The organism is Streptomyces sp. BE20 (assembly GCF_036322525.1).
In the GTDB taxonomy this organism is placed as follows: Bacteria; Actinomycetota; Actinomycetes; order Streptomycetales; family Streptomycetaceae; genus Kitasatospora.
Genome location: NZ_JAQYWW010000425.1, coordinates 29,190 through 47,790, shown reverse-complemented (window position 1 = coordinate 47,790; position 18,601 = coordinate 29,190). Strand labels below are relative to the sequence as shown.

Genomic DNA, 18,601 nt, shown 5'->3' with positions numbered 1-18,601 from the left:
TTCCCTGTCGGCCAGTTCGCATGCCTGAATGTGTTGACATGCTGGCCGATTCGGGCGTAAAACCAATCGAAACGCCCCACTGGCGGATGTGAAACCACACCGACCGCCCGGCCCGCGGCGCGCCCCCGATCGCGGAGCCGGGCGTACGGCGGCGGCAGCCCGCGCCTCACCCCCCGGCCGCGGCCTGCCGCCGCCCCCTCGGCCTGCGGCAGCGGCCCTCCCCGCAGGTCGCCCAGACACTCCCAGACACTCCCAGGAACTCCGATGCCTCGACTCCTCGCCACCGTCGGCTCTCGCAACGGACTGCACGCGCGTCCGGCCTCCCTGTTCGTGCAGGCCGCCGCCCGCCACCCGGTCAAGGTCAGCGTCGGCAAGCCCGGCGGGACGCCGGTCGACGCCCGCAGCCTGCTCTCCGTCCTCGCACTCGCCGCCCGTCACGGTGAGACCCTGGAACTGCACGCCGAAGGCGACCAGGCGCAGGACGCCCTCGAAGAACTCGCCGGGCTCCTTGCCACCGATCTGGACACGACCTGAACGGTCGGCGCACGGCCGCTACGGCAACAGGCCGTCAGCCCGGCGCCGTTCGGACAGTCACCGGCGCCTGAACAGGGGCCCCGGGTGTGACCCGCCGGGCCGGCCCTGACCGATGTCACCGAGAGCGTGGCCGGCCGGGGGTCGGCCGAGGGCCGCGGCACCCGCTACGACGTCCGCGACGTCCTGATCTGGGCTGCACGCCGCGGCCACGGCCGCGTCCTCGTTCCCGCCCGCCCGCCCGCGGCCGGGCCGCCCCGCTCGCCTTCATCTCCCCCTATCTGCACTACCAACTGCCCCGCACGGGTGATCAATGCCGAAATTCCGTGCCCGTCACCGAGGCGAGGCGCTATACCCGCATACGAACCAGATGTCGTCCGGAGCCGTGTCCTGACCTGGTCTCATCCTGTGACCACGGAGGAACCATGCGACACCCCGCAACCCGTCTGCGCGCGCGAGTGCCGGTCGTGGGACTGGCCGTGCTGGCGGTGACCGCGCTCCTTCCCTCGGTCGCCGCCGAGGGGAGAGGCGACCGCTACGAGTGGGCCGCGTTGGGCGACTCGTACACCGCCGGCCTCTTCGTCGGAGACCCGCGGCCCCCGCTGGGCAGCTCCTCGCGGGACGGGTGCGACCGGACCACCGGCTCCTACCCCGACCTCGTCCGGCGGGCGCTGGCCGCCCGCCCGCTCGACAGGCCCGTGAACCTGACCGACGTCAGCTGCGACAATGCCGCCGTCGGCAACGTCGCGTGGGAGAGGCAGCAGCCGACCAGTCAGGTGCAGCCACCCGACGGGGATCCCGCCAGGTGGCCGATGGTGGATCCCCAGATCCGCCGCGCCCGGCTCGGCGATCGCACCGACGTCGTCACCGTCGGCATCGGCGCGATCAGCTTGCCCTTCGGCGAGTGCCTGGAGCTCAGCCTCGCCCAGCGGTCGTGCAGGCAGTACTACACGAATCCACCCGAGGGCGTGGAGGGCATCGACGCCAAACTCTCCAGGATCCGCGACGAGTACGGTCGGATGCTCGACGCGATCCACCACGCCGCACCGCACGCCGAGGTCATCACGGTCGGCTACCCGGCCATCCTGCCGGAGCGCGGCAGCGCCTGCGGCGGCGGCCCGACGCAGGTCGGCCCGATCAGCCCCGCCGACATCGACTGGCTGCGCGACGACACCCTGAAGGCCCTGAACAAGATCATTCACCGGGAGGCGGCGACGCACGGCGACCGCTACGTCGACCTCTACACCTCCAGCATCGGCCACGACGTGTGCCAACCCGAGGACACCCAGTGGATCGAAGGAATCTGCGGCGACGCCGCACCCTACTGGCCGACCCAGCCGCCCGGTGGCCTGCCGTTCGACTGCGCCGCCATCGGCAAACGCGCCACACTGCTCCACCCCAACGCCAGGGAACACATCAACGCCGCCCCCCTCGTCGAACGCGCCGTGCTCGACGCCCTTGTCGAAGGCTGACTGCGGTGGGGAGTACGTGGCTCGGCGGGTGAAGGTGCCCGCCGCCGCGTGGGCGGACTACGCCTGGCAGGGCAAGACGGATCAACGGCACCGGAGCGAGATCCGCGACCGGCGCGACGAATACCGCGAACAGGTCGCCAAGCTCCACTCACCCGAGCGCCACGCGTACGTCGCGGTCGCCGAGGCCGAGGACAGCATCGCGGGCTACATCGCGTGGAGCGTCGACCCGGCCCGCGGGGACGGCAGCGTCACCATCCTCGCCGTCCCAGCCGAACATCGCCGGCACCATGTTGGCGCCGCCCTGTGCGAACACGCCTTCGACCAGATGCGAACCCTCGGAGCCGAGGTGGTCGAGATCAGTACCGGAGGAGACCCCTTCCACGCCCCTGCCAGAGCCCTGTACGAAAAGCTCGGGTGCACCCCTCTCCCGGTCACCGTCTACTGCCGGCAACTCTGATGAGCCTTCCCCGCTCCGGCGGATATCCCACGCACCCGCCCCGGACCCGGCAAAGCACCCACGCAGTTCCAACTCCGGTACGAGCCCTCGCCGCGCTGCACCAGCGGCCGTACGCGGTCCCGCTCCTCCGCCTCCTCCGGGAAAGGACCGGTCACAGAGCGCCACGCGTCCGTCCGCCGCAGCTGTACGAGAACACCCCCTCTTGGCGTGCCCGCTCCGGCGGACAGCCCCCTTCGGTCCCGCGCGGCGGTCGGCTCGGGTTGAGGAGCCGGCCACGGCTTTGAGTGCCGCACCGGTGGCCCGCCGCGAACAGGGGGAACGCATGCCGCCGCGACGGAGTGCCCCCGTGCGCCCCTCGTGGCATGGAATCCGCTGCCGGACTCCGGGGCAGTCAGTGCTCGTTCGCGAGGGACTGCGGCCGTGCGGTCCATGAATCGTCACCCCCCCGCCGAACCTTGGCATCTCGCACAGTGCTCCGGGAGGGCCCCAGTGATCGAAGCTCCCTACCCCCTGTGCCGCATGCCCCTGCCGGAGTACGGCGCCTCGCCCGCCATGGCGGTGGTGGCGTACACGGCCGAACTGATCGCCGTCAGCCTGGGAGAACGTGCCCCCCGCAGCGTCGCTGCCCACGCGATGGTGGATGTTCTGAGCGACCTCGGCGCCGGGCGCTCCCCGGCCTGGCGCCGGCTGCTGGCCGAGGAGAACGTCCGCTGGATCGAGCGGTACCCGATCGAGATCAGGGCGAGCCGTGCGGGACGCCTGATGCCCCTGCACGACTACCTCGTGCACCGGAGGTACAGCGTCGGGGAACTGAACTTCCTGTACTTCGTGGAGTACGTCCGGGACATAGACCTCCCCACCCCGGTGCGCTTCCTTCCCGCGATGCGGCGGGCCCGCAACCTCGCCGCCGAGTGGGTGGGCATCTACAACGACGTGTGCTCCTTCGAGAAGGAGAGGGCCCTCGGCTACCCGCACAACGCCGTCCTGATGGCCCAGAAGTGGCTGGGCTGCGGCGCGGACAAGGCCGCCGATGTCGTCAACACCCTCGCCGACGGTCTTCTGGACCAGTTCGAGGCGGCACTCGCCGCCGTCCCCGGCCAGCTGCGGATGCTTCCCGGGAACACGCGTCAGGCGGCAGAGGACGTCGCGCGGGTCGTCGAGGGCTACCGCCACCTCGTGCGCGGCAACTGGGACTACCCGCTGACCACCCCCCGCTACGTGGACACCGCCGACTACATCCCGGGCTCCGGGGTGACGGACCGGCGGCCCGACTGGACCCTCACAGCCGCCCTGCGAACGCGACCTGTTTGAAGGACAACGCCGAATCAGGCACTCACGCCGAGGCCGCCGGCACCAGCTGGCTGCACCGTTCCCGGAGGAAGCCGCGCGGCAGGAGTCGACGCAGAACCGAAGGCGACAGGCCACGAGATCCGAAGGCGCCCCAGACGGGCACCCGACCGCGACGGACGATCGCAAAGCCGCGCGCTCCCGCGACCCGGCCTCCCAGGAAGCACCTGGGCGGCCACGTCCCGCAGAACACGCGGACAACCGGAGGAAGAATCCCATGAAGGACAACGGCACGATCGAGGACGCTCCGGGCGCCATGCCCGTGATCGGCCACGCACTGCCCATCCTGCGCGACACCCTCGGCTTCCTGCGCTCTCTGCCAGCCGAGCAGGGCGTGGCATGGGTGAGGATCGGCGGGCTGAAGGGGGCACTGGTCTGCGATCCGGAGCTCACCCACCAGGTCCTCGTCAACGACCGGACCTTCGACAAGGGCGGCATCTTCTACGAGCGGGTCCGCGAGGTCACCGGGAACGGCGTGGCGAGCTGCCCCTACAGCGAGCACCGCCGGCAGCGGCGCCTGCTCCAGCCCGCGTTCCACCACGCCCGGCTCCCCCTGTACGCGCAGATCATGTCCGACCAGGTAGCCGGCGCCCAGTCCTCCTGGTCCGAGGAGAACGTCCTCGACGTGTTCCCGGAGATGATGCGGCTCTCCGCACGGACCGCGGTCGCCTCGTTGTTCGGCGGCTCATTGCCGAACGAGACGTTCGAAGAGCTGCGCGAGGACGTGGCCAACATCCTGGCCGGCTTCACCCTGCGCACCGTGCTGCCGGCGTCCCTCGCCCGTCTGCCCCTCCCGGGAAACCGCCGGTACTGGAGGTCGCGCGCACGCCTGGAGAGCAACGCCACCCGGATCATCCGGCACCGACAGGCAGCCGGGACCGGGGCAGGGACCGGAGACCTGCTCTCCGTGCTTCTGGGAGCGGAAGACGAGACCCACGGGGACCGGTTCTCGGTCCAGGAGGTCGTCGACCAGATGATGACCGTGATCCTCGGAGCGACCGAGAGCACCGCCGCAACGATCTCATGGGTCCTGCACGAGCTGGCCCTCAACCCACACGTCCAACATCGCGTATACGCGGAAGTCCGTTCCCTCGCCGGCACCGTTCCCGCCGTCGAGGAGGTCGCACGGCTCGATCTGCTGGGGCGGACGGTTTCCGAAACGCTTCGCCTACACCCGCCCGGCTGGATCTTCACCCGGGTAGCCCGGGCCGACACCGAGCTCGGAAAGTACCGGATCCCCGCAGGAACCACCATCATCTACAGCCCCTACCTCATCCATCACCTCCCCACCCTCTACACCGAACCGGAGGCGTTCGACCCCGACCGCTGGCTGACACCCACCCCGCTCCACGCCTCGCTCCCGTTCGGAGCAGGAGCCCGCAAGTGCATCGCCGACTCCCTCGCCACCACCCAAGCCGCGGTTGCCGTGGCCTCCATCGTCCGCCGGTGGCAGCTCGGCCACCTGCCCGGCACCGTGGTCCGGACCAAACTGCACACCGCGATCTGCCCCGACGGACTCCGCCTGACGCTGTCCGACCGAGTCACCCACCCGACCTTGGAATGACCCGTTCGGCGTTGGCCCAGGCGATGAAGTCGGTGATGCGGATCGCCATGGCGTCGAGCTTGACGGTGCCGGTCTCGCCGCCGCCGGCGGGGCCGGGGTTGTGGGCGCGGCGGTCGAAGAGCAGGCCGTGGTCGGGGACCATGCGTTCCAGGACACGGATGACGCGGACGACCGGGGCGATCGCGACCCGGGGGACATCCCGACGACCGCTGGTGCGTCCTGGGCTACCCGTGCCCGGAACGGGAGGTCTGCGATGTCAGGAGGACGGGGCGGGCTGCGGCGGGACGGTCTTGTCCCAGTTCTCCTTGACGACGTTGCGGGCCTTCTCCAGCTGTGCCGGGTCGGGGAAGGACGGTGTGCCCTCCACGGTCGGCAGCATGGCGGCGAGGTTCGTGTCGAGGGTGCCGTCCTTGGCCATGGCGGCCATCTGTGCGGGGCGGGCGAATCCCACGAGTCGTAGGTTCTGGCCCTCGGGGCTGGCGAGGTACTCCTCCCACAGCCGGGCCGCCGCCGGGTGTGGGGCGTCCTTGTTGATCGCCTGCGCGTAGTACTGGGAGAAGCTGCCGTCGAAGGGGATGGAGACCCTCCAGTCCACTCCTTGGCCGCGCAGGGCGTCGACGTGCTGCAGGTTGAGGTAGTCCCAGTTGATGGAGATCGAAGTTTCGCCCTTGACGATCGACTCCGGTACGGGGTTGCCGGTGTTGAGGTTGCCGACCGCGGCGAGCCGGCCGAAGAAGTCGATGCCCGGTTTGATGTCGTCGAACGAGCCGCCGTTGGCGAGAGCCGCGGCGTACACGCCGGCGAACGCCGAACCGGCGGTGTTGGGACTGCCGCCGTTCAGCGCGACCATGCCCTTGTACTCCGGCTTGAGCAGCTCGGCGAAGGAGACCGGACAGGTCCTGACCCGCGCCGCGTCACAGCCGATCGACACGTACCCGCCGTAGCTGTTGTACCAGCGGGCCTGCGGGTCCTTCTGGTTCGCCGCGATCTGCCCGTAGGCGGCGACCCGGTAGGGCGCCAGCAGACCCTCCTCGGCGGCGGCCACGGCGAAGGAGTCCCCGAGGTCGAGCACGTCGGGCGCCCGCTCCTGACCGCGGTAGCGCTTCATGTCGTCGATCTCGTCCTGACTGTCACCGTTGGGATTGTCGACGGTGACCTTGATCCCGTACTTCTCCTCGAACCCGTCGATCAGACCCCCGTAGTTCGCCCAGTGCCGCAGCAGCGTGGTGGCGGTCAGAACCCCTTCCTGCTGCGCCGCCCGGATGAGTGCGTCCATGCCGCCGACCTCGGCGGCGGAGGCCGCCACCTTCGGCGCCACCGGCGCGGGCGGGCCCTCACTTCCGCAGCCGGCGCCGCCGAGCGCCACGAGGCCGAGGCAGAGAGTCAGGGCCAGTGCTCGGGGGGAAGCCACGACACCTCCGGAGAGAAGCGCCTCGAGCACCGCTGGTGACCGGGGCTCGCTGACAGGGCGGCCGACGGTTTCAGGCTACTCCGGAAGGGGGCGATCTCCTCCGACGCGCGGCGCCGCTCCGCCGTGAGCGGACCCGGCTCGCCCGTCCGCACCTGGGCCGCTGCCCGCGGCTCGGAGAGCCACGTCCCGATCGCGTGCCCGCCGACCGAGGCCCTGAGCGGGTCGTTCGGAGGGCGGTCGGGCGGTCGGGCGGCGGGTGTTTGGGTGGGGTGAGGGCCGGGGTGGGTGGTTCGGGGGGTGCCTCGATGTCCTTAGGTCAGGGACGGCGCGCTGGACGTGGTGTCGGTTTTGGTTCTGTTTGGGGTGGTTATGCGGCGAGGGTGACGGTTGGGGTCCGGGACTCGTAGAGGGTGCGTGCGCGGAGCATGGCGAACAGGACGCTGATGCGTTGGCGGGCGAGGCGAAGGAGTGCCTGGGTGTGGGTTTTGCCGCGGGCTCGTTGTTTGTCGTGGTGCGGGTGGCCGTGGTGCGGGTGGCCTCGGCGGCGAGGTCCTGGTCGAACCCGGTCAGGACGGTGGCCTCGGCGGTGATCTCGTCCGTGACTTCCAGCGAGCGCAGAGTGTGGGGCATGGTGCGTCCCGCGTCCGTCACGGCTCCGCCGCTGCGCGGCCGGCGCGGTCGCGGCCGGGGCCGGGGCGTCACCCGCGGTGCGGCCGATCCCACCCGGGGAGAAACCCCCGCACCTTGCCTGGCCGGCAGTCCGATCACGGCCAGACGCCGCTTCGGGCCACCCGGTGCACACCTGCCCGGAACTTCGGGCACCGGACCGTGACCTTTTGCCCGCCCCGAACGCCGTCTCGATGACCACCCGTGACCGTCGCCGTAGACCCACCGCAGGCGTTCGTCGACGGTGCCCAGACCGATGCCCGACATCCCGCCCACCTCCCCGGCCAGGATGCGCCGCAGTTCGGCCGGGTCCATGCCGACCCCGTCGTCCTCGATGGTCACCACCGCCTCGGCGCCGGCGTCCTGGGCGGAGATGGAGATCCGGCACTCGCCCCTGCGGCGCGTCCAACCTCGTGCAGGCGCGCACCGCTAGCCGTCGCGTCGGAGTGTGCGGTGAGCGGTCGTGGTCTGCGGTGAGCGGTGCGCCGAACGGTCGAACGGAATCGGGCCCCAGGGTTCGCTCACCGGCGCGCGGAATGGTCCAGGCCACTAGGAGATCTCGGCGGCTCCACCTCTTGACGGTGGTCCCGCTCCAGGGGTGTCATGTGCTCACCGTGTTCGAGCCCCTCGATTCCGAGTACTTCGGCGACGCGTTCGCGGGTGTCGACCGGCCCTGTTCATGAGAGAGGGCTCTCTACTGACGCCCGGTCACCACCACCGGGGAACCCACCAGTCTCGTCGAGAACCTTCACGTCAGGGTGGGCCCCTCGACCGGCCGACTCCTCGATCGAGCCCCTGGTGTCCAGGGGTCGTGACGAACGGTCATGGAGGCGCCCGGTTCGCGCCGTGCCAGCCGGCTCTGCCGACGGGCGACGCACGACTCATCACCGCACGCACCCGGCGGCCGGCACGTGGACACCATCACGTCCGCGCCGTCCGGGTCTGCCGGCCCACCGTCCCTCTGACGAATCCACACCGCCGGCGGCAACGGCTCCACCAAATCCCACACGCCGGCAGGACCGCGCCACGGCCACCCCTTCGCATGCCCCCACAACGGCCCGACGACCACCCCGCTGGACACGCTGCAAGGAGCATCCACCCATGTTCAGAAGACCCGCCTTCCGGGCGCCCTTCAGGCGCACCGCCCCCACCCCCGTCCGCCCGGTCACCTCGCTCGTGGCCGCGCTCGCCCTGCTGGCGGGATCCGCCGCGGTGTTCCCCGCGCTGTCGGCGGCGGAGACCGTCCCGAACCCGTACGGCGCGAATGACGCGCCGGTGCTGATCGTGCTCGGGCAGAGCAATGCGGAGGGGTGGGGTGCACCCTTGGACGCCGCCGACAGCGCGAAGTGCCAGTCCCTCAACCGCGTCAAGGGGCTGAACCGGACGAACAACCGGGTGGCCGGGGCGACGAGTGCCACCTGGTCGCAGTACACCTGCGTCGGCAACAACCTCGGCCAGGAGCACGTAGGGGGCCTCAACTACAACGTCGCGTCGGCGACCGCACTGCGCTGGCAGCGCGCCACGGAGGGGGGCACGACGCTGCCCGACCTCAACGTGATCCACATCGCCTGGGGCAGCCAGGGCATCCAGGACACCGACACGGACTACGGCCCGAACACCCGGTGGTGGCCGGGCCGTGACCCGAGCGACGTCGAGGCCCTGTTCCCGCTGGCGATGAACACGATCACCAACGGTCTGCGGGCCCTGCAGGCCGCCGGCAAGCAACCGCGCGTCATCGGTATCCACTGGAACCAGTGGGAGGCCGAGGCGGGCAACGCGTCGACCATCAGCACCAGCCACATCCAGCAGGCGTTCCTCAAGGTCTTCGACCCGCTGCGAACGATCACCGGCGACACCGCAGCCCCGTTCTTCCTCTACCGTCCGCGTTCGAAGGCCTACAACCTGGCGTCCACGGAGCACGCCACACAGGCGCTGACAGCCATCTCCGCGTCCGGCCCCTACAAGCTGCTCGACGCCGCCAACGCCACCTCGGCGGCCGGTACGCTTCTCTACCAGCCCACCAACGCGCCGAACTTCGGGATCTTCACCGACACGAAGCACTACAGCGCCGACGTGCACAAGTGGTTCGCCGACCAGCAGTGGAAGACCGTCTTCACCGACAGGCAGTACGGCGCGCCGGTGAAGGCCACCGTCAACGCGGCGCTGGGCAAGCCCGCCACCCAGTCCTCCACCAATACGACGGTGGTCGGGCCCCACCTGGCGGGCCTGGCGGTGGACGGAGACCTGAGCGTCTCCACCACCGCGAGCCTCAGCGCCACCACCTCGGAGGCGCAGCCCTGGTGGCAGACCGACCTCGGCGTGCGGCGTCCGATCCGGTCCGTGGAGGTCTTCAACCGGACGGACGGGGGCCCCAATCGTCTCGCAAACCTCTACGTCATGGTGTCGCCCACCGATCTCACCGGACGCAGCCTCGACGCCATCAAGGCCGATCCCACGGTCAGGACGATTTATGTCGCTGGCAGCGCACCGAAGAAGCTGACCGTTCCGGTGGGTGCTGACGGGCGGTACGTCCGGATCCAGCTCGCCGGCACCAACTACCTCACCCTGGCCGAGGTCCAGGTCAACGTCCCCACCGGCTGACGCCGAGCGGGACGCCGCTGCGGAGCGGGCCAGGGGCCCGCTCCGCAGCCCCTTGGAAGGGCGCCGCGTTGTTCGGCGGGTGCCCCGCATGGTACTCATATGCGGGGTGCGGCCCGGCACGGGGCCGCCCTGACCGGCACCACCGCGGTGGCGCACTCGCTCTTCCACCCGGGGCTGATCGCGGCAGTGCTGGACGACACCGATGGGCACACGAACGCCCGTGGGCTGACCAGGCTGCTGAGGAACGCCGGTTTCACCGTGGTGGCTCTGAACCCGAACCAACCGGTGCGGCTGAAGGCCGGGCTGGTCCCGGCTCCGGCCGTGCCGGTCGCGGAGACCGCGCCGGCCGACCCCGCGTCGGCCGGCCCGCAGGACGTGCACCTGGTCGCCTTCGGCAGCTTCGCCAACAGCACCTCGTACTTCACCTTCGTGACGAACCAGCGTAGGGCAGGCCCGCCGGGTCGGTGGTGATGGCCTGGCCCCAGACGCTCCTCCAACCGTCCCAGCTGTCGGCGTGGATCATCGTGCCCGGGAAGCGGGCCTTGATCTTGGGCGCTACCGCCTTGAAGGTCTTGACTGGAGGTGGTCGGAGCTGTCCGCGCGGTCGGCTCAGGCAGCGCCGGGGTAGTGCTCGGGGCGCCGAGGTAGAGGGATGTACCGGTGGAGTGGCATCCGGTTGGCCCGCCGGCACGGGAGCGGCCGCGCACCGTTGCCGGGCGGGTGCGGCCCCGGAGCGGCGCCGGCCGGCGATGCCCGGGTGAGCGCGAGCGCGACGCTCCGTGGCTCGGTCCTTCGGTTCTCCCACGGCCGGAAGGTCGTTCGTCGGGCAACTGTGACGACCCGGCCGCGGAGGCCGTGCAGTTGCCCCGGCGGCCGTCCGCGCAGGGTTGGAACGTCCGGCTTCGGGCTTACAGGGAGCTTCCATGGCGGAAATCCCCCCGTAATGCCAGGGTCGTCTACTGGTAGGCAACGGTGATTCACCGCAGTAGACTCCGGGAGGACCCATGGCGACCGCCGTCCCCGATCTCGCCGAGCTTGTCCGTGCCGACGGCATCGAGTTCGTGCTCGCCGTCTTCGTCGACCTGACCGGAAAGCCGTGCGCCAAGCTCGTCCCGTCCCAGGCAGTGGAGGAACTCCGGGACGCGGGCGTCGGTTTCGCCGGATACGCGGCCGGTGCGCTCGGCCAGCAGCCCGGCGATCCCGATGTCGTCGCACGGCCGGATCCCTCCTCCTACACGCCCGTTCCGTTCGTCAAGCCCGGTCTGGCCCTGGTCCACTGCGATCCGCATGTGGAGGGGGAGCCCTGGCCGTACGCTCCGCGGGTCATCCTGCGCAGGCTGGTGGAGCGGGCCGCGGGGCGGGGGCTGTCCCTCTCGGTGGGGGCGGAGGTCGAGTACTTCCTGGTGAACCGGGACGCGCACGGCGTGCTGAGCGTCGCCGATGCCAGGGACACGGCCGTCCGGCCCTGCTATGACGCACACGGGCTCACCCGGATGTACGACCATCTCACCGCCGTGTCCTCGGCCATGAACGCCCTCGGCTGGGGCAACTACGCCAACGACCACGAGGACGGCAACGGCCAGTTCGAGCAGAACTTCCGGCATGCCGACGCCCTCACCACCGCCGACCGGGTCATCACCATGCGGTACCTGGTGTCGGTCCTGGCCGAACAGCGCGGCATGACCGCCACGTTCATGCCGAAACCGTTCGCCGACCGCACCGGCACCGGCATGCACCTGCACCTGTCGCTCTGGCGGGGTGACGACCCCGCGTTCCCCGACGCCACCGACGGGCGTGGCCTCGGCCTCTCTCCGCTCGCCTACTCCTTCGTCGCCGGGATCGTCGAGCACGCGCGGGCCCTGCAGGCCGTCATCGCGCCGACGGTCAACTCCTACAAGCGCACCGGCGCGGTGGCCACCCGCTCGGGTGCCAGCTGGTCACCGCGCATCGCGGGGTACGGCGGTAACGACCGCACCCGCTTCGTGCGGGTCCCCGACGGCAATCGCATCGAGCTGCGCGGCGGGGACGGCGCTGCCAATCCCTACCTCGCCGCCGCGGTCGCCCTGGCCGCCGGCCTCGACGGCATCGACCGAGGCCTCGACCCCGGCGAGCCGGGCGCGGGCGGGGAGGGGCCCGAGCTCCCGCCGACCCTGCTGCACGCCGTGGAGGCGCTCCAGGCCGATGACGTGGTCAGCGGCGCCCTGGACGTGGCCGGGAGCGGCGTGAGCCGGTACTTCGCCGATCTCAAGCGCGAGGAGTTCTTCGACTGGCACGCCACGGTCGGCCCCTGGGAGCTCGACCGCTATCTGACGGCCTTCTGACCGGTCCCCGAACGTCGTCCGCTTCGCCGTTCTCTGAAGGGATTTGAGATGTGCGGAATCGTGGGGCTCCATCTGCGCGAGCCCTCGCTCGAACCCCGGCTCGGTGAGCTCCTGACCGCGATGCTGGGACAGGTCGTCGAACGCGGGCGGGACTCGGCCGGTGTCGCGGTCTACGGTGACCCGCGCCTGTCCCCGCCGGGCCGGGCCGTCGTCTCGCTGCTCGGCGTCACGCCGGCCGACGCGCGGGCCGCACTGCCGGGCGCCGTGGCCCTCGCGGCCGACGCCACCACGGTCGTTCACGCGGACCTCCCCGTCGCCGGGCTGCTCGCGGCCGTCGCGGACGCGCTGCCGCGGGCGACCGTCATCGGCTCCGGCATCGGAATGGCCGTACTCAAAGGCACCGGGAACCCCGTGGAACTGGCCGAGTCCTTCGGGCTCGCGTCGGTCACCGGCCGGCAGGGCATCGGCCACACCCGGATGGCCACCGAGTCCGCCGTGACGCCCGAGGGGGCCCACCCGTTCTCGGTCAGCCCCGGCCAGTGCCTGGTGCACAACGGCTCCTTCGCCAACCACGCCACCATCCGCCGTGAACTGCGCGCCCGAGGCATGGAGTTCGACAGCGAGAACGACTCCGAGGTCGGTGCCCGCTTCATCGCGCACCAGCTCTCGGAAGGCGCCGACCTCGAAGAGGCGCTGCGGCTGCTGTGCGAGCGGTTCGACGGCTTCTACACCCTGCTGGTGTCCACGAGCGACTCCTTCGCCGTCGTCCGCGACGCCATCGCCTGCAAGCCGGCCCTCGTCGCCGAGACCGACGGGTGGGTCGCGATGGCCTCCGAGTACCGGGCCCTGGACGTCCTGCCGGGCATCGAGAACGCCCGCATCTTCGAACCCGAGCCGGAAGAGGTGTACGTATGGCAACGCTGATCGATCTGGCCGAGACCCCGGTGCGCGAGCTCAACCGGGCTCTGCACACGCCCTCGGCCACGGCCTGGCGCATCCTCAATCCGCGTGGCGCCCACGCCGTGGCCTGCGGAATCCGGGAGGAACTCGTCGTGGACGTCGAAGGCCACGTCGGTTACTACTGCGCGGGAATGAACCAGCGGGCCACCGTCACCGTCCACGGGAACGCCGGGACCGGCGTCGCCGAGAACATGATGTCCGGCACGGTGCGTGTGCGCGGCAACGCCTCCCAGTCCGCCGGCGCGACCGCCCACGGCGGCCTCCTGGTGATCGACGAGGACGCCTCCGCCCGGTGCGGGATCTCCATGAAGGGTGTGGACATCGTGGTGGGCGGAAACGTCGGCCACATGAGCGCGTTCATGGGCCAGGCCGGGCGGTTGGTGGTCTGCGGCGACGCGGGAGACGCCCTGGGGGACTCCCTCTACGAGGCGCGCATCTACGTCCGCGGGACGGTCAGGTCACTGGGCGCGGACTGTGTGGAGAAAGAGATGCGGCCCGAACACCAGGCCGAACTGGCCGAGTTGCTCGGCGCGGCCGGGCGGGGCGAGGATCCGGCCGACTTCCGCCGGTACGGATCGGCCCGCGAGCTGTACCACTTCAAGGTCGACAACACGGCATCGTACTGAGGGAGTTCGAGGAGCATGGAACCCGCATCACACGGCCTTCGCGAGTCCGCGACCTTCGATCGCGCCACCATCCACGCCATCCAGCGTGCCGCCGAGACCGGCGTCTACGCCATCCGCGGCGGAGGCGCCAAGCGCAGAGTTCCGCACTTCGACGATCTGCTGCTGCTCGGCGCGTCCATGTCCCGCTACCCGCTGGAGGGCTACCGCGAGAGCTGTGGCACGGACGTCGCCCTCGGCACCCGGCACGCCTCGCACCCGCTGCGGCTGAAGACACCCGTCACCATCGCCGGCATGAGCTTCGGGGCGCTGTCCGCCCAGGCCAAGGAGGCGCTCGGCCGTGGCGCCAGCGAGGTGGGCACCTCGACGACCACCGGTGACGGCGGCATGACCCCGGAGGAACGCGGCCATTCCCAGCACCTCGTCTACCAGTACCTGCCGTCCCGGTACGGTATGAACCCCGACGACCTGCGCGCCGCCGACGCCATCGAAGTCGTCCTCGGCCAAGGCGCCAAGCCCGGTGGCGGGGGCATGCTGCTCGGCCAGAAGGTCACCGAACGGGTCGCCGGCATGCGGACGCTGCCCGTCGGCATCGACCAGCGCAGCGCTTGCCGCCACCCCGACTGGACCGGCCCCGACGACCTCGCCATCAAGATCCTCGAACTGCGCGAGATCACCGACTGGGAGAAGCCGGTCTACGTGAAGGTGGGCGCGGCCCGGACGTACTACGACGTCAGGCTCGCGGTCCAGGCCGGTGCCGATGTCGTGGTCGTGGACGGCATGCAGGGCGGCACGGCCGCCACTCAGGACGTCTTCATCGAACACGTCGGCATCCCCACCCTGGCCGCCCTGCCCCAAGCCGTACGGGCACTGCAGGAGTTGGGTGCCCACCGTGAGGTCCAGCTGATCGTCTCCGGCGGCATCCGCAGCGGCGCCGACCTGGCGAAGGCGCTCGCCCTGGGCGCGGACGCCGTCGCCATCGGCACGGCCGCCCTGATCGCCCTGGGCGACAACCACCCGAAGTACGACGCCGAGTACCGTCGGCTCGGCTCCGCCGCAGGCTACTACGACGACTACCAGGACGGCCGCGACCCCGCCGGCATCTCCACCCAGGACGAGGAACTCTCCGCCCGCCTCGACCCCGTGGAGGCCGGTCGGCGACTTGCGAACTACCTCCGCGTGATGACGATGGAGGCCCAGACCCTCGCCCGCGCCTGCGGCAAGGCACACCTCCTCCACCTCGAACCCGAGGACCTGGTCGCCCTCACCATCGAGTCCGCCGCCATGGCCCGCGTCCCGCTCGTCGGCACCCGATGGATCCCCGGGGAGGGCCTGTGATCGCCGTCGTCGGCGCAGGCCTGATGGGCGCCGCCACCGCCTGGCAACTGGCCCGCCGCGGCCACGAGGTCACCCTGATCGAGGCGTACGACATCGGCCACCGGCACGGCAGTTCACACGGCAGCTCCCGGATCTTCCGACGCGCCTACGCCGACCCCTTCTACGTCGGCCTGACCGGCAAGGCGGCCGAGCAGTGGTGCGAACTGGAGCACGACAGCGCAACTCCACTGCTGCGCACCACCGGTGGCCTCGACTTCGGGGAGCGACGTGACCTGGAGAGCCTGGCCACCGCGCTGGGCGCGGCCGGAGTGCGCTGCGAGGTACTCGGTGCGCCGGCCGCCGCGGAACGCTGGCCCTCCATCCGCTTCACGGGCCCGGCGCTGTACCACCCGGACGCAGGTGTCATCGACGCCGACCGGACCGTCGCGGCGTGTGTGCGCAGGGCGACCGAGCACGGTGCGGACATCTGGTCCGGCGTACGCGTCACGGGCATCGACGTACCGGGCGCGGTGGTGCTGCGTACGGACGACGGACGTGAGTTCACCTGCGACACCGTGGTCGTAGCCGCCGGTGCGTGGCTGCCCGGCCTCGAACTGCCCGTCACGCTGCCGCCGCTCAAGGTGACCCAGCAGCAGGTCTTCCACTTCCGGCAACGGGAGCCGTCCGTGGCCTGGCCGGTCCTGGTTTGCAAGGACGCGTCGATGCAGGTCTTCGGCCTGCCCTCCGGCGCCGACGGCGGCGCCCTCCCCGCGGTCAAGGTCGCCGAACACGACCGCGGCACCCCCACCACGGCAACCACCCGTACCGGCATCGTTGACCCGTCGTCGCGGATCCGTGTGAGCGCATTCGTCCATGACCGGCTCCCGGGCCTCGACCCCGACCCGGTCGCCGGGACGACCTGCCTCTACACCACCACCGTTGACGACGAGTTCGTCCTCGACCGCCACGGCCCCCTCGTCATCGTTTCCGCGTGCTCCGGCCACGGCGCGAAGTTCGCCCCGGTCATCGGCGCGATGGCCGCCGACCTCGCCACCGGCCGCGCACGGCCCCACCCCCGCTTCCGCCTGGACCGCACGGCGTAGGGGTTCGAACAGAATAGGATGCGTCGGTGACAGAGCGCGCCGAGCACACCGAACCCGCAGCGGACTCCGACGACACGGCCCTGGAGCGCATCATCGCGATCCGGGCCCGCGGGTACCGGCAGGCGGCCGGTCTGTCGGTCGGTGAGATGGCGCGGCGGGTCGGCATCTCCAAGGCCATGCTGTCGAAGATCGAGAACGCTCAGACCGCGTGCAGCCTCACCACGCTCTCCCGGCTCGCGCGCGGTCTCGACGTCCCGGTCACCGCCCTCTTCCGCGGCATGGACGACGAACGCGAGGCCGTCTTCGTCCCCGCCGGGCACGGCGCCCGCATTGTCCGGCGCGGCACCCGCATCGGCCACGAGTACGCCCAGCTCGGCTCCCTGCGGGGCGCTCACAAGCGCATGGACGCCCTGCTGATCACCCTCACCGAGTCCAGCGAGGTCTTCCCGCTCTTCCAGCACGCCGGAACCGAGATCATCTACATGCTCGAAGGTGTCATGGTCTACGGCCACGGGAAGTCCACCTACACCCTGCGCCCCGGCGACGCGCTGCAGTTCGACGGCGAGGCCCCGCACGGCCCGGAACGGCTGGCCGAGCTGCCCATCCGCTTCCTGGCGGTGACGGCCTTCGGGGACAGTCCCCAGCACTGAAACCCGGCCTTAATCGGCCGCGGAGGGATTCGTAACGCACCGTGTGTCTACTGCCGTGAAACGTAGTTTCCTTCTGCTGGACTTCTCTGTGGAGCGTGCGCATGGACACCGGAAGTACCGCTTGGATGCTCGCGAGCACGGCACTCGTCTGTCTGATGGTGCCGGGCCTCGCGCTCTTCTACGGGGGCATGGTCGCCGCGAAGAGCATCCTCAACATGATCATGATGACCTTCGGGTCAGTGGCCCTGGTGGGCTGCATCTGGGTGCTCTACGGCTTCTCGGCCTCCTTCGGTGACTCGATCGGCGGCGCCGGGATCCTCGGTGACGTCACCGAGTATGTCGGTCTGAGCGGGGTGACGGCGGACGATCCGGACGCGGTCATCCCGCTTGCGGTCTTCGCCGCCTTCCAGGCGCTCTTCGCGGCCCTCACCGCCGCCCTGATATGCGGCGCGATCGCCGACCGCATCAAGTTCGGCGCCTGGATGGCCTTCACCGGCATCTGGGTGACGCTGGTCTACCTGCCCGTCGCCCACTGGGTCTTCGCCTTCGACGGGAAGGACGTCGTGGGCGGCTGGATCGTCAACAGGCTCGGCACCGTCGACTTCGCGGGCGGTACCGCCGTCCACGTCAATTCGGGCGCCGCGGCCCTGGCCGTGATCCTCGTCCTCGGTAGACGCATCGGCTGGCAGAAGACGGGGGGCCAGGCGCGGCCGCACAACCTCCCCCTGGTGCTGCTCGGCGCGGGCCTGTTGTGGTTCGGCTGGTTCGGTTTCAACGGCGGCTCCGCGCTGACCTCCGGCAACGCCGCCTCCGTCGCCGTGCTGAACACCTTCACCGCCACCTGCTCCGCGATGCTCGGCTGGCTCCTCGTCGAGAAGCTCCGCTACGGCCGCCCCACCAGCCTCGGCGCCGCGTCCGGTGCGATCGCCGGCCTCGTCGCGATCACGCCGTCCTGCGGTGCGGTCTCCCCGCTCGGCGCCCTCGCGCTCGGCGCCATCGGCGGCGCGGTGTGCGCCCTTGCTGTCGGCCTGAAGTACAGGTTCGGCTACGACGACTCCCTCGATGTCGTGGGTATCCACCTCGTCGGAGGCATCACCGGCACCCTGCTGGTCGGCGTCCTGGCCACGGCGGACGCCCCCAACGCCGTCGACGGCCTGCTCTACGGCGGCGGCTTCTCCCTCCTCGGCAAGCAGGCGATGGGGGCCGTGTCCGTACTGGCGTACTCCTTCTGTGTGACCTGGCTGATCGCCAAGGCGCTCGACAAGACGATGGGCCTGCGGGTCCGCCCCGAGGTGGAGCAGGAAGGCGTCGACGTCCACTTGCACGCGGAGAGCGCCTACGACCTCACCCACGCACCGAGCGCGGCCCCGGTCTCCGAGCCTGCCACCAGGGGATAGTGCGGCCCGCCCCTGACCCGTCTCGCGGCACGACAGGTGCCGAACGTCGTTGGCTCGCCGAGGGGAGGCCGGGGCCTGCCCCAAGGCGGGGTCGTCAACGGAATCGGGTTGGGGGCACGGGGTTTGTCAGGACTCCGGCGTTGGTGGGGAACGGCGGGCGGCGGTCGGTCTCGCACGCACC

The 18,601-nt window shown here is 70.8% G+C and carries 16 protein-coding genes and 3 pseudogenes; 14 read left to right on the top strand and 5 right to left on the bottom strand.

Annotation, left to right across the window (positions count from 1 at the left end):
- Positions 1 to 264 precede the first annotated feature (264 nt).
- From PUR61_RS03610 to PUR61_RS03590, 5 genes are all read left to right on the top strand, one after another.
- Positions 265 to 534, top strand: coding sequence for an HPr family phosphocarrier protein (locus PUR61_RS03610; protein WP_329875512.1), 270 nt, complete (start codon positions 265 to 267; stop codon positions 532 to 534).
- A 422-nt stretch (positions 535 to 956) separates the two neighbouring features.
- Positions 957 to 2,003: an SGNH/GDSL hydrolase family protein gene (locus tag PUR61_RS03605; RefSeq protein ID WP_329875510.1), complete on the top strand. Its 1,047-nt coding sequence runs from the start codon at positions 957 to 959 to the stop codon at positions 2,001 to 2,003.
- 16 nt (positions 2,004 to 2,019) lie between these two features.
- Complete coding sequence (locus PUR61_RS03600; protein ID WP_329875508.1) at positions 2,020 to 2,460, top strand: GNAT family N-acetyltransferase; 441 nt, start codon at positions 2,020 to 2,022, stop codon at positions 2,458 to 2,460.
- Positions 2,461 to 2,979: 519 nt separating this feature from the next.
- Positions 2,980 to 3,771 (top strand): terpene synthase family protein, encoded by a 792-nt coding sequence (locus tag PUR61_RS03595; protein WP_329875506.1) that lies wholly within the window; start codon positions 2,980 to 2,982, stop codon positions 3,769 to 3,771.
- Between the two features lie 253 nt (positions 3,772 to 4,024).
- Positions 4,025 to 5,371 (top strand): cytochrome P450, encoded by a 1,347-nt coding sequence (locus PUR61_RS03590; protein WP_329875504.1) that lies wholly within the window; start codon positions 4,025 to 4,027, stop codon positions 5,369 to 5,371.
- Here the strand turns inward: PUR61_RS03590 and PUR61_RS03585 are convergent.
- The 5 genes and pseudogenes from PUR61_RS03585 to PUR61_RS45150 all read right to left on the bottom strand — a co-directional run.
- Positions 5,349 to 5,513: a hypothetical protein gene (locus PUR61_RS03585; protein WP_329875502.1), complete on the bottom strand. Its 165-nt coding sequence runs from the start codon at positions 5,511 to 5,513 to the stop codon at positions 5,349 to 5,351. The genes PUR61_RS03590 and PUR61_RS03585 overlap by 23 nt on opposite strands.
- 114 nt (positions 5,514 to 5,627) lie before the next feature.
- Entirely contained in the window at positions 5,628 to 6,782 is a 1,155-nt protein-coding gene (locus tag PUR61_RS03580) for an ABC transporter substrate-binding protein (RefSeq protein ID WP_329875500.1), read from the bottom strand.
- 367 nt (positions 6,783 to 7,149) lie between these two features.
- Positions 7,150 to 7,290 (bottom strand): annotated as a pseudogene (locus PUR61_RS03575) (IS110 family transposase); the annotation flags it as partial.
- A 14-nt stretch (positions 7,291 to 7,304) separates the two neighbouring features.
- Positions 7,305 to 7,427, bottom strand: a pseudogene (locus PUR61_RS45155) (IS110 family transposase); the annotation flags it as partial.
- Between the two features lie 119 nt (positions 7,428 to 7,546).
- Positions 7,547 to 7,838: pseudogene (locus PUR61_RS45150) on the bottom strand (ATP-binding protein); the annotation flags it as partial.
- Between the two features lie 711 nt (positions 7,839 to 8,549).
- On the opposite strand from PUR61_RS45150, the gene PUR61_RS03565 reads away from it, so the two are divergent.
- The 9 genes from PUR61_RS03565 (at position 8,550) to PUR61_RS03525 (ending at position 18,420) form a co-directional block, all read left to right on the top strand.
- Positions 8,550 to 10,049, top strand: coding sequence for a galactose-binding domain-containing protein (locus tag PUR61_RS03565; RefSeq protein WP_329875496.1), 1,500 nt, complete (start codon positions 8,550 to 8,552; stop codon positions 10,047 to 10,049).
- Between the two features lie 99 nt (positions 10,050 to 10,148).
- Entirely contained in the window at positions 10,149 to 10,520 is a 372-nt protein-coding gene (locus PUR61_RS03560) for a hypothetical protein (protein ID WP_329875494.1), read from the top strand.
- 533 nt (positions 10,521 to 11,053) lie between these two features.
- Complete coding sequence (glnT, locus tag PUR61_RS03555) at positions 11,054 to 12,370, top strand: type III glutamate--ammonia ligase (protein ID WP_329875492.1); 1,317 nt, start codon at positions 11,054 to 11,056, stop codon at positions 12,368 to 12,370.
- A gap of 48 nt (positions 12,371 to 12,418) precedes the next feature.
- On the top strand, positions 12,419 to 13,294 hold the full coding sequence (locus tag PUR61_RS03550; RefSeq protein WP_329875490.1) for a class II glutamine amidotransferase: 876 nt from the start codon (positions 12,419 to 12,421) through the stop codon (positions 13,292 to 13,294).
- Entirely contained in the window at positions 13,282 to 13,956 is a 675-nt protein-coding gene (locus PUR61_RS03545) for a glutamate synthase (RefSeq protein ID WP_329875488.1), read from the top strand. The genes PUR61_RS03550 and PUR61_RS03545 overlap by 13 nt, the downstream gene beginning before the upstream one ends.
- Positions 13,957 to 13,971: 15 nt before the next feature.
- The gene (locus PUR61_RS03540) at positions 13,972 to 15,291 is read left to right on the top strand and encodes an FMN-binding glutamate synthase family protein (protein ID WP_329875486.1); all 1,320 of its coding nucleotides are present in this window, start codon (positions 13,972 to 13,974) and stop codon (positions 15,289 to 15,291) included.
- A complete protein-coding gene (locus PUR61_RS03535) occupies positions 15,288 to 16,373 on the top strand; it encodes an FAD-dependent oxidoreductase (protein ID WP_329875485.1) in 1,086 nt (361 codons plus the stop codon). Before PUR61_RS03540 ends, PUR61_RS03535 begins: the two co-directional genes overlap by 4 nt.
- A 26-nt stretch (positions 16,374 to 16,399) precedes the next feature.
- Positions 16,400 to 17,023, top strand: a complete 624-nt coding sequence (locus PUR61_RS03530; RefSeq protein ID WP_329875483.1) for a helix-turn-helix domain-containing protein — start codon at positions 16,400 to 16,402, stop codon at positions 17,021 to 17,023.
- 101 nt (positions 17,024 to 17,124) lie between these two features.
- Positions 17,125 to 18,420, top strand: coding sequence for an ammonium transporter (locus tag PUR61_RS03525; RefSeq protein ID WP_329875481.1), 1,296 nt, complete (start codon positions 17,125 to 17,127; stop codon positions 18,418 to 18,420).
- Positions 18,421 to 18,601 lie beyond the last annotated feature (181 nt).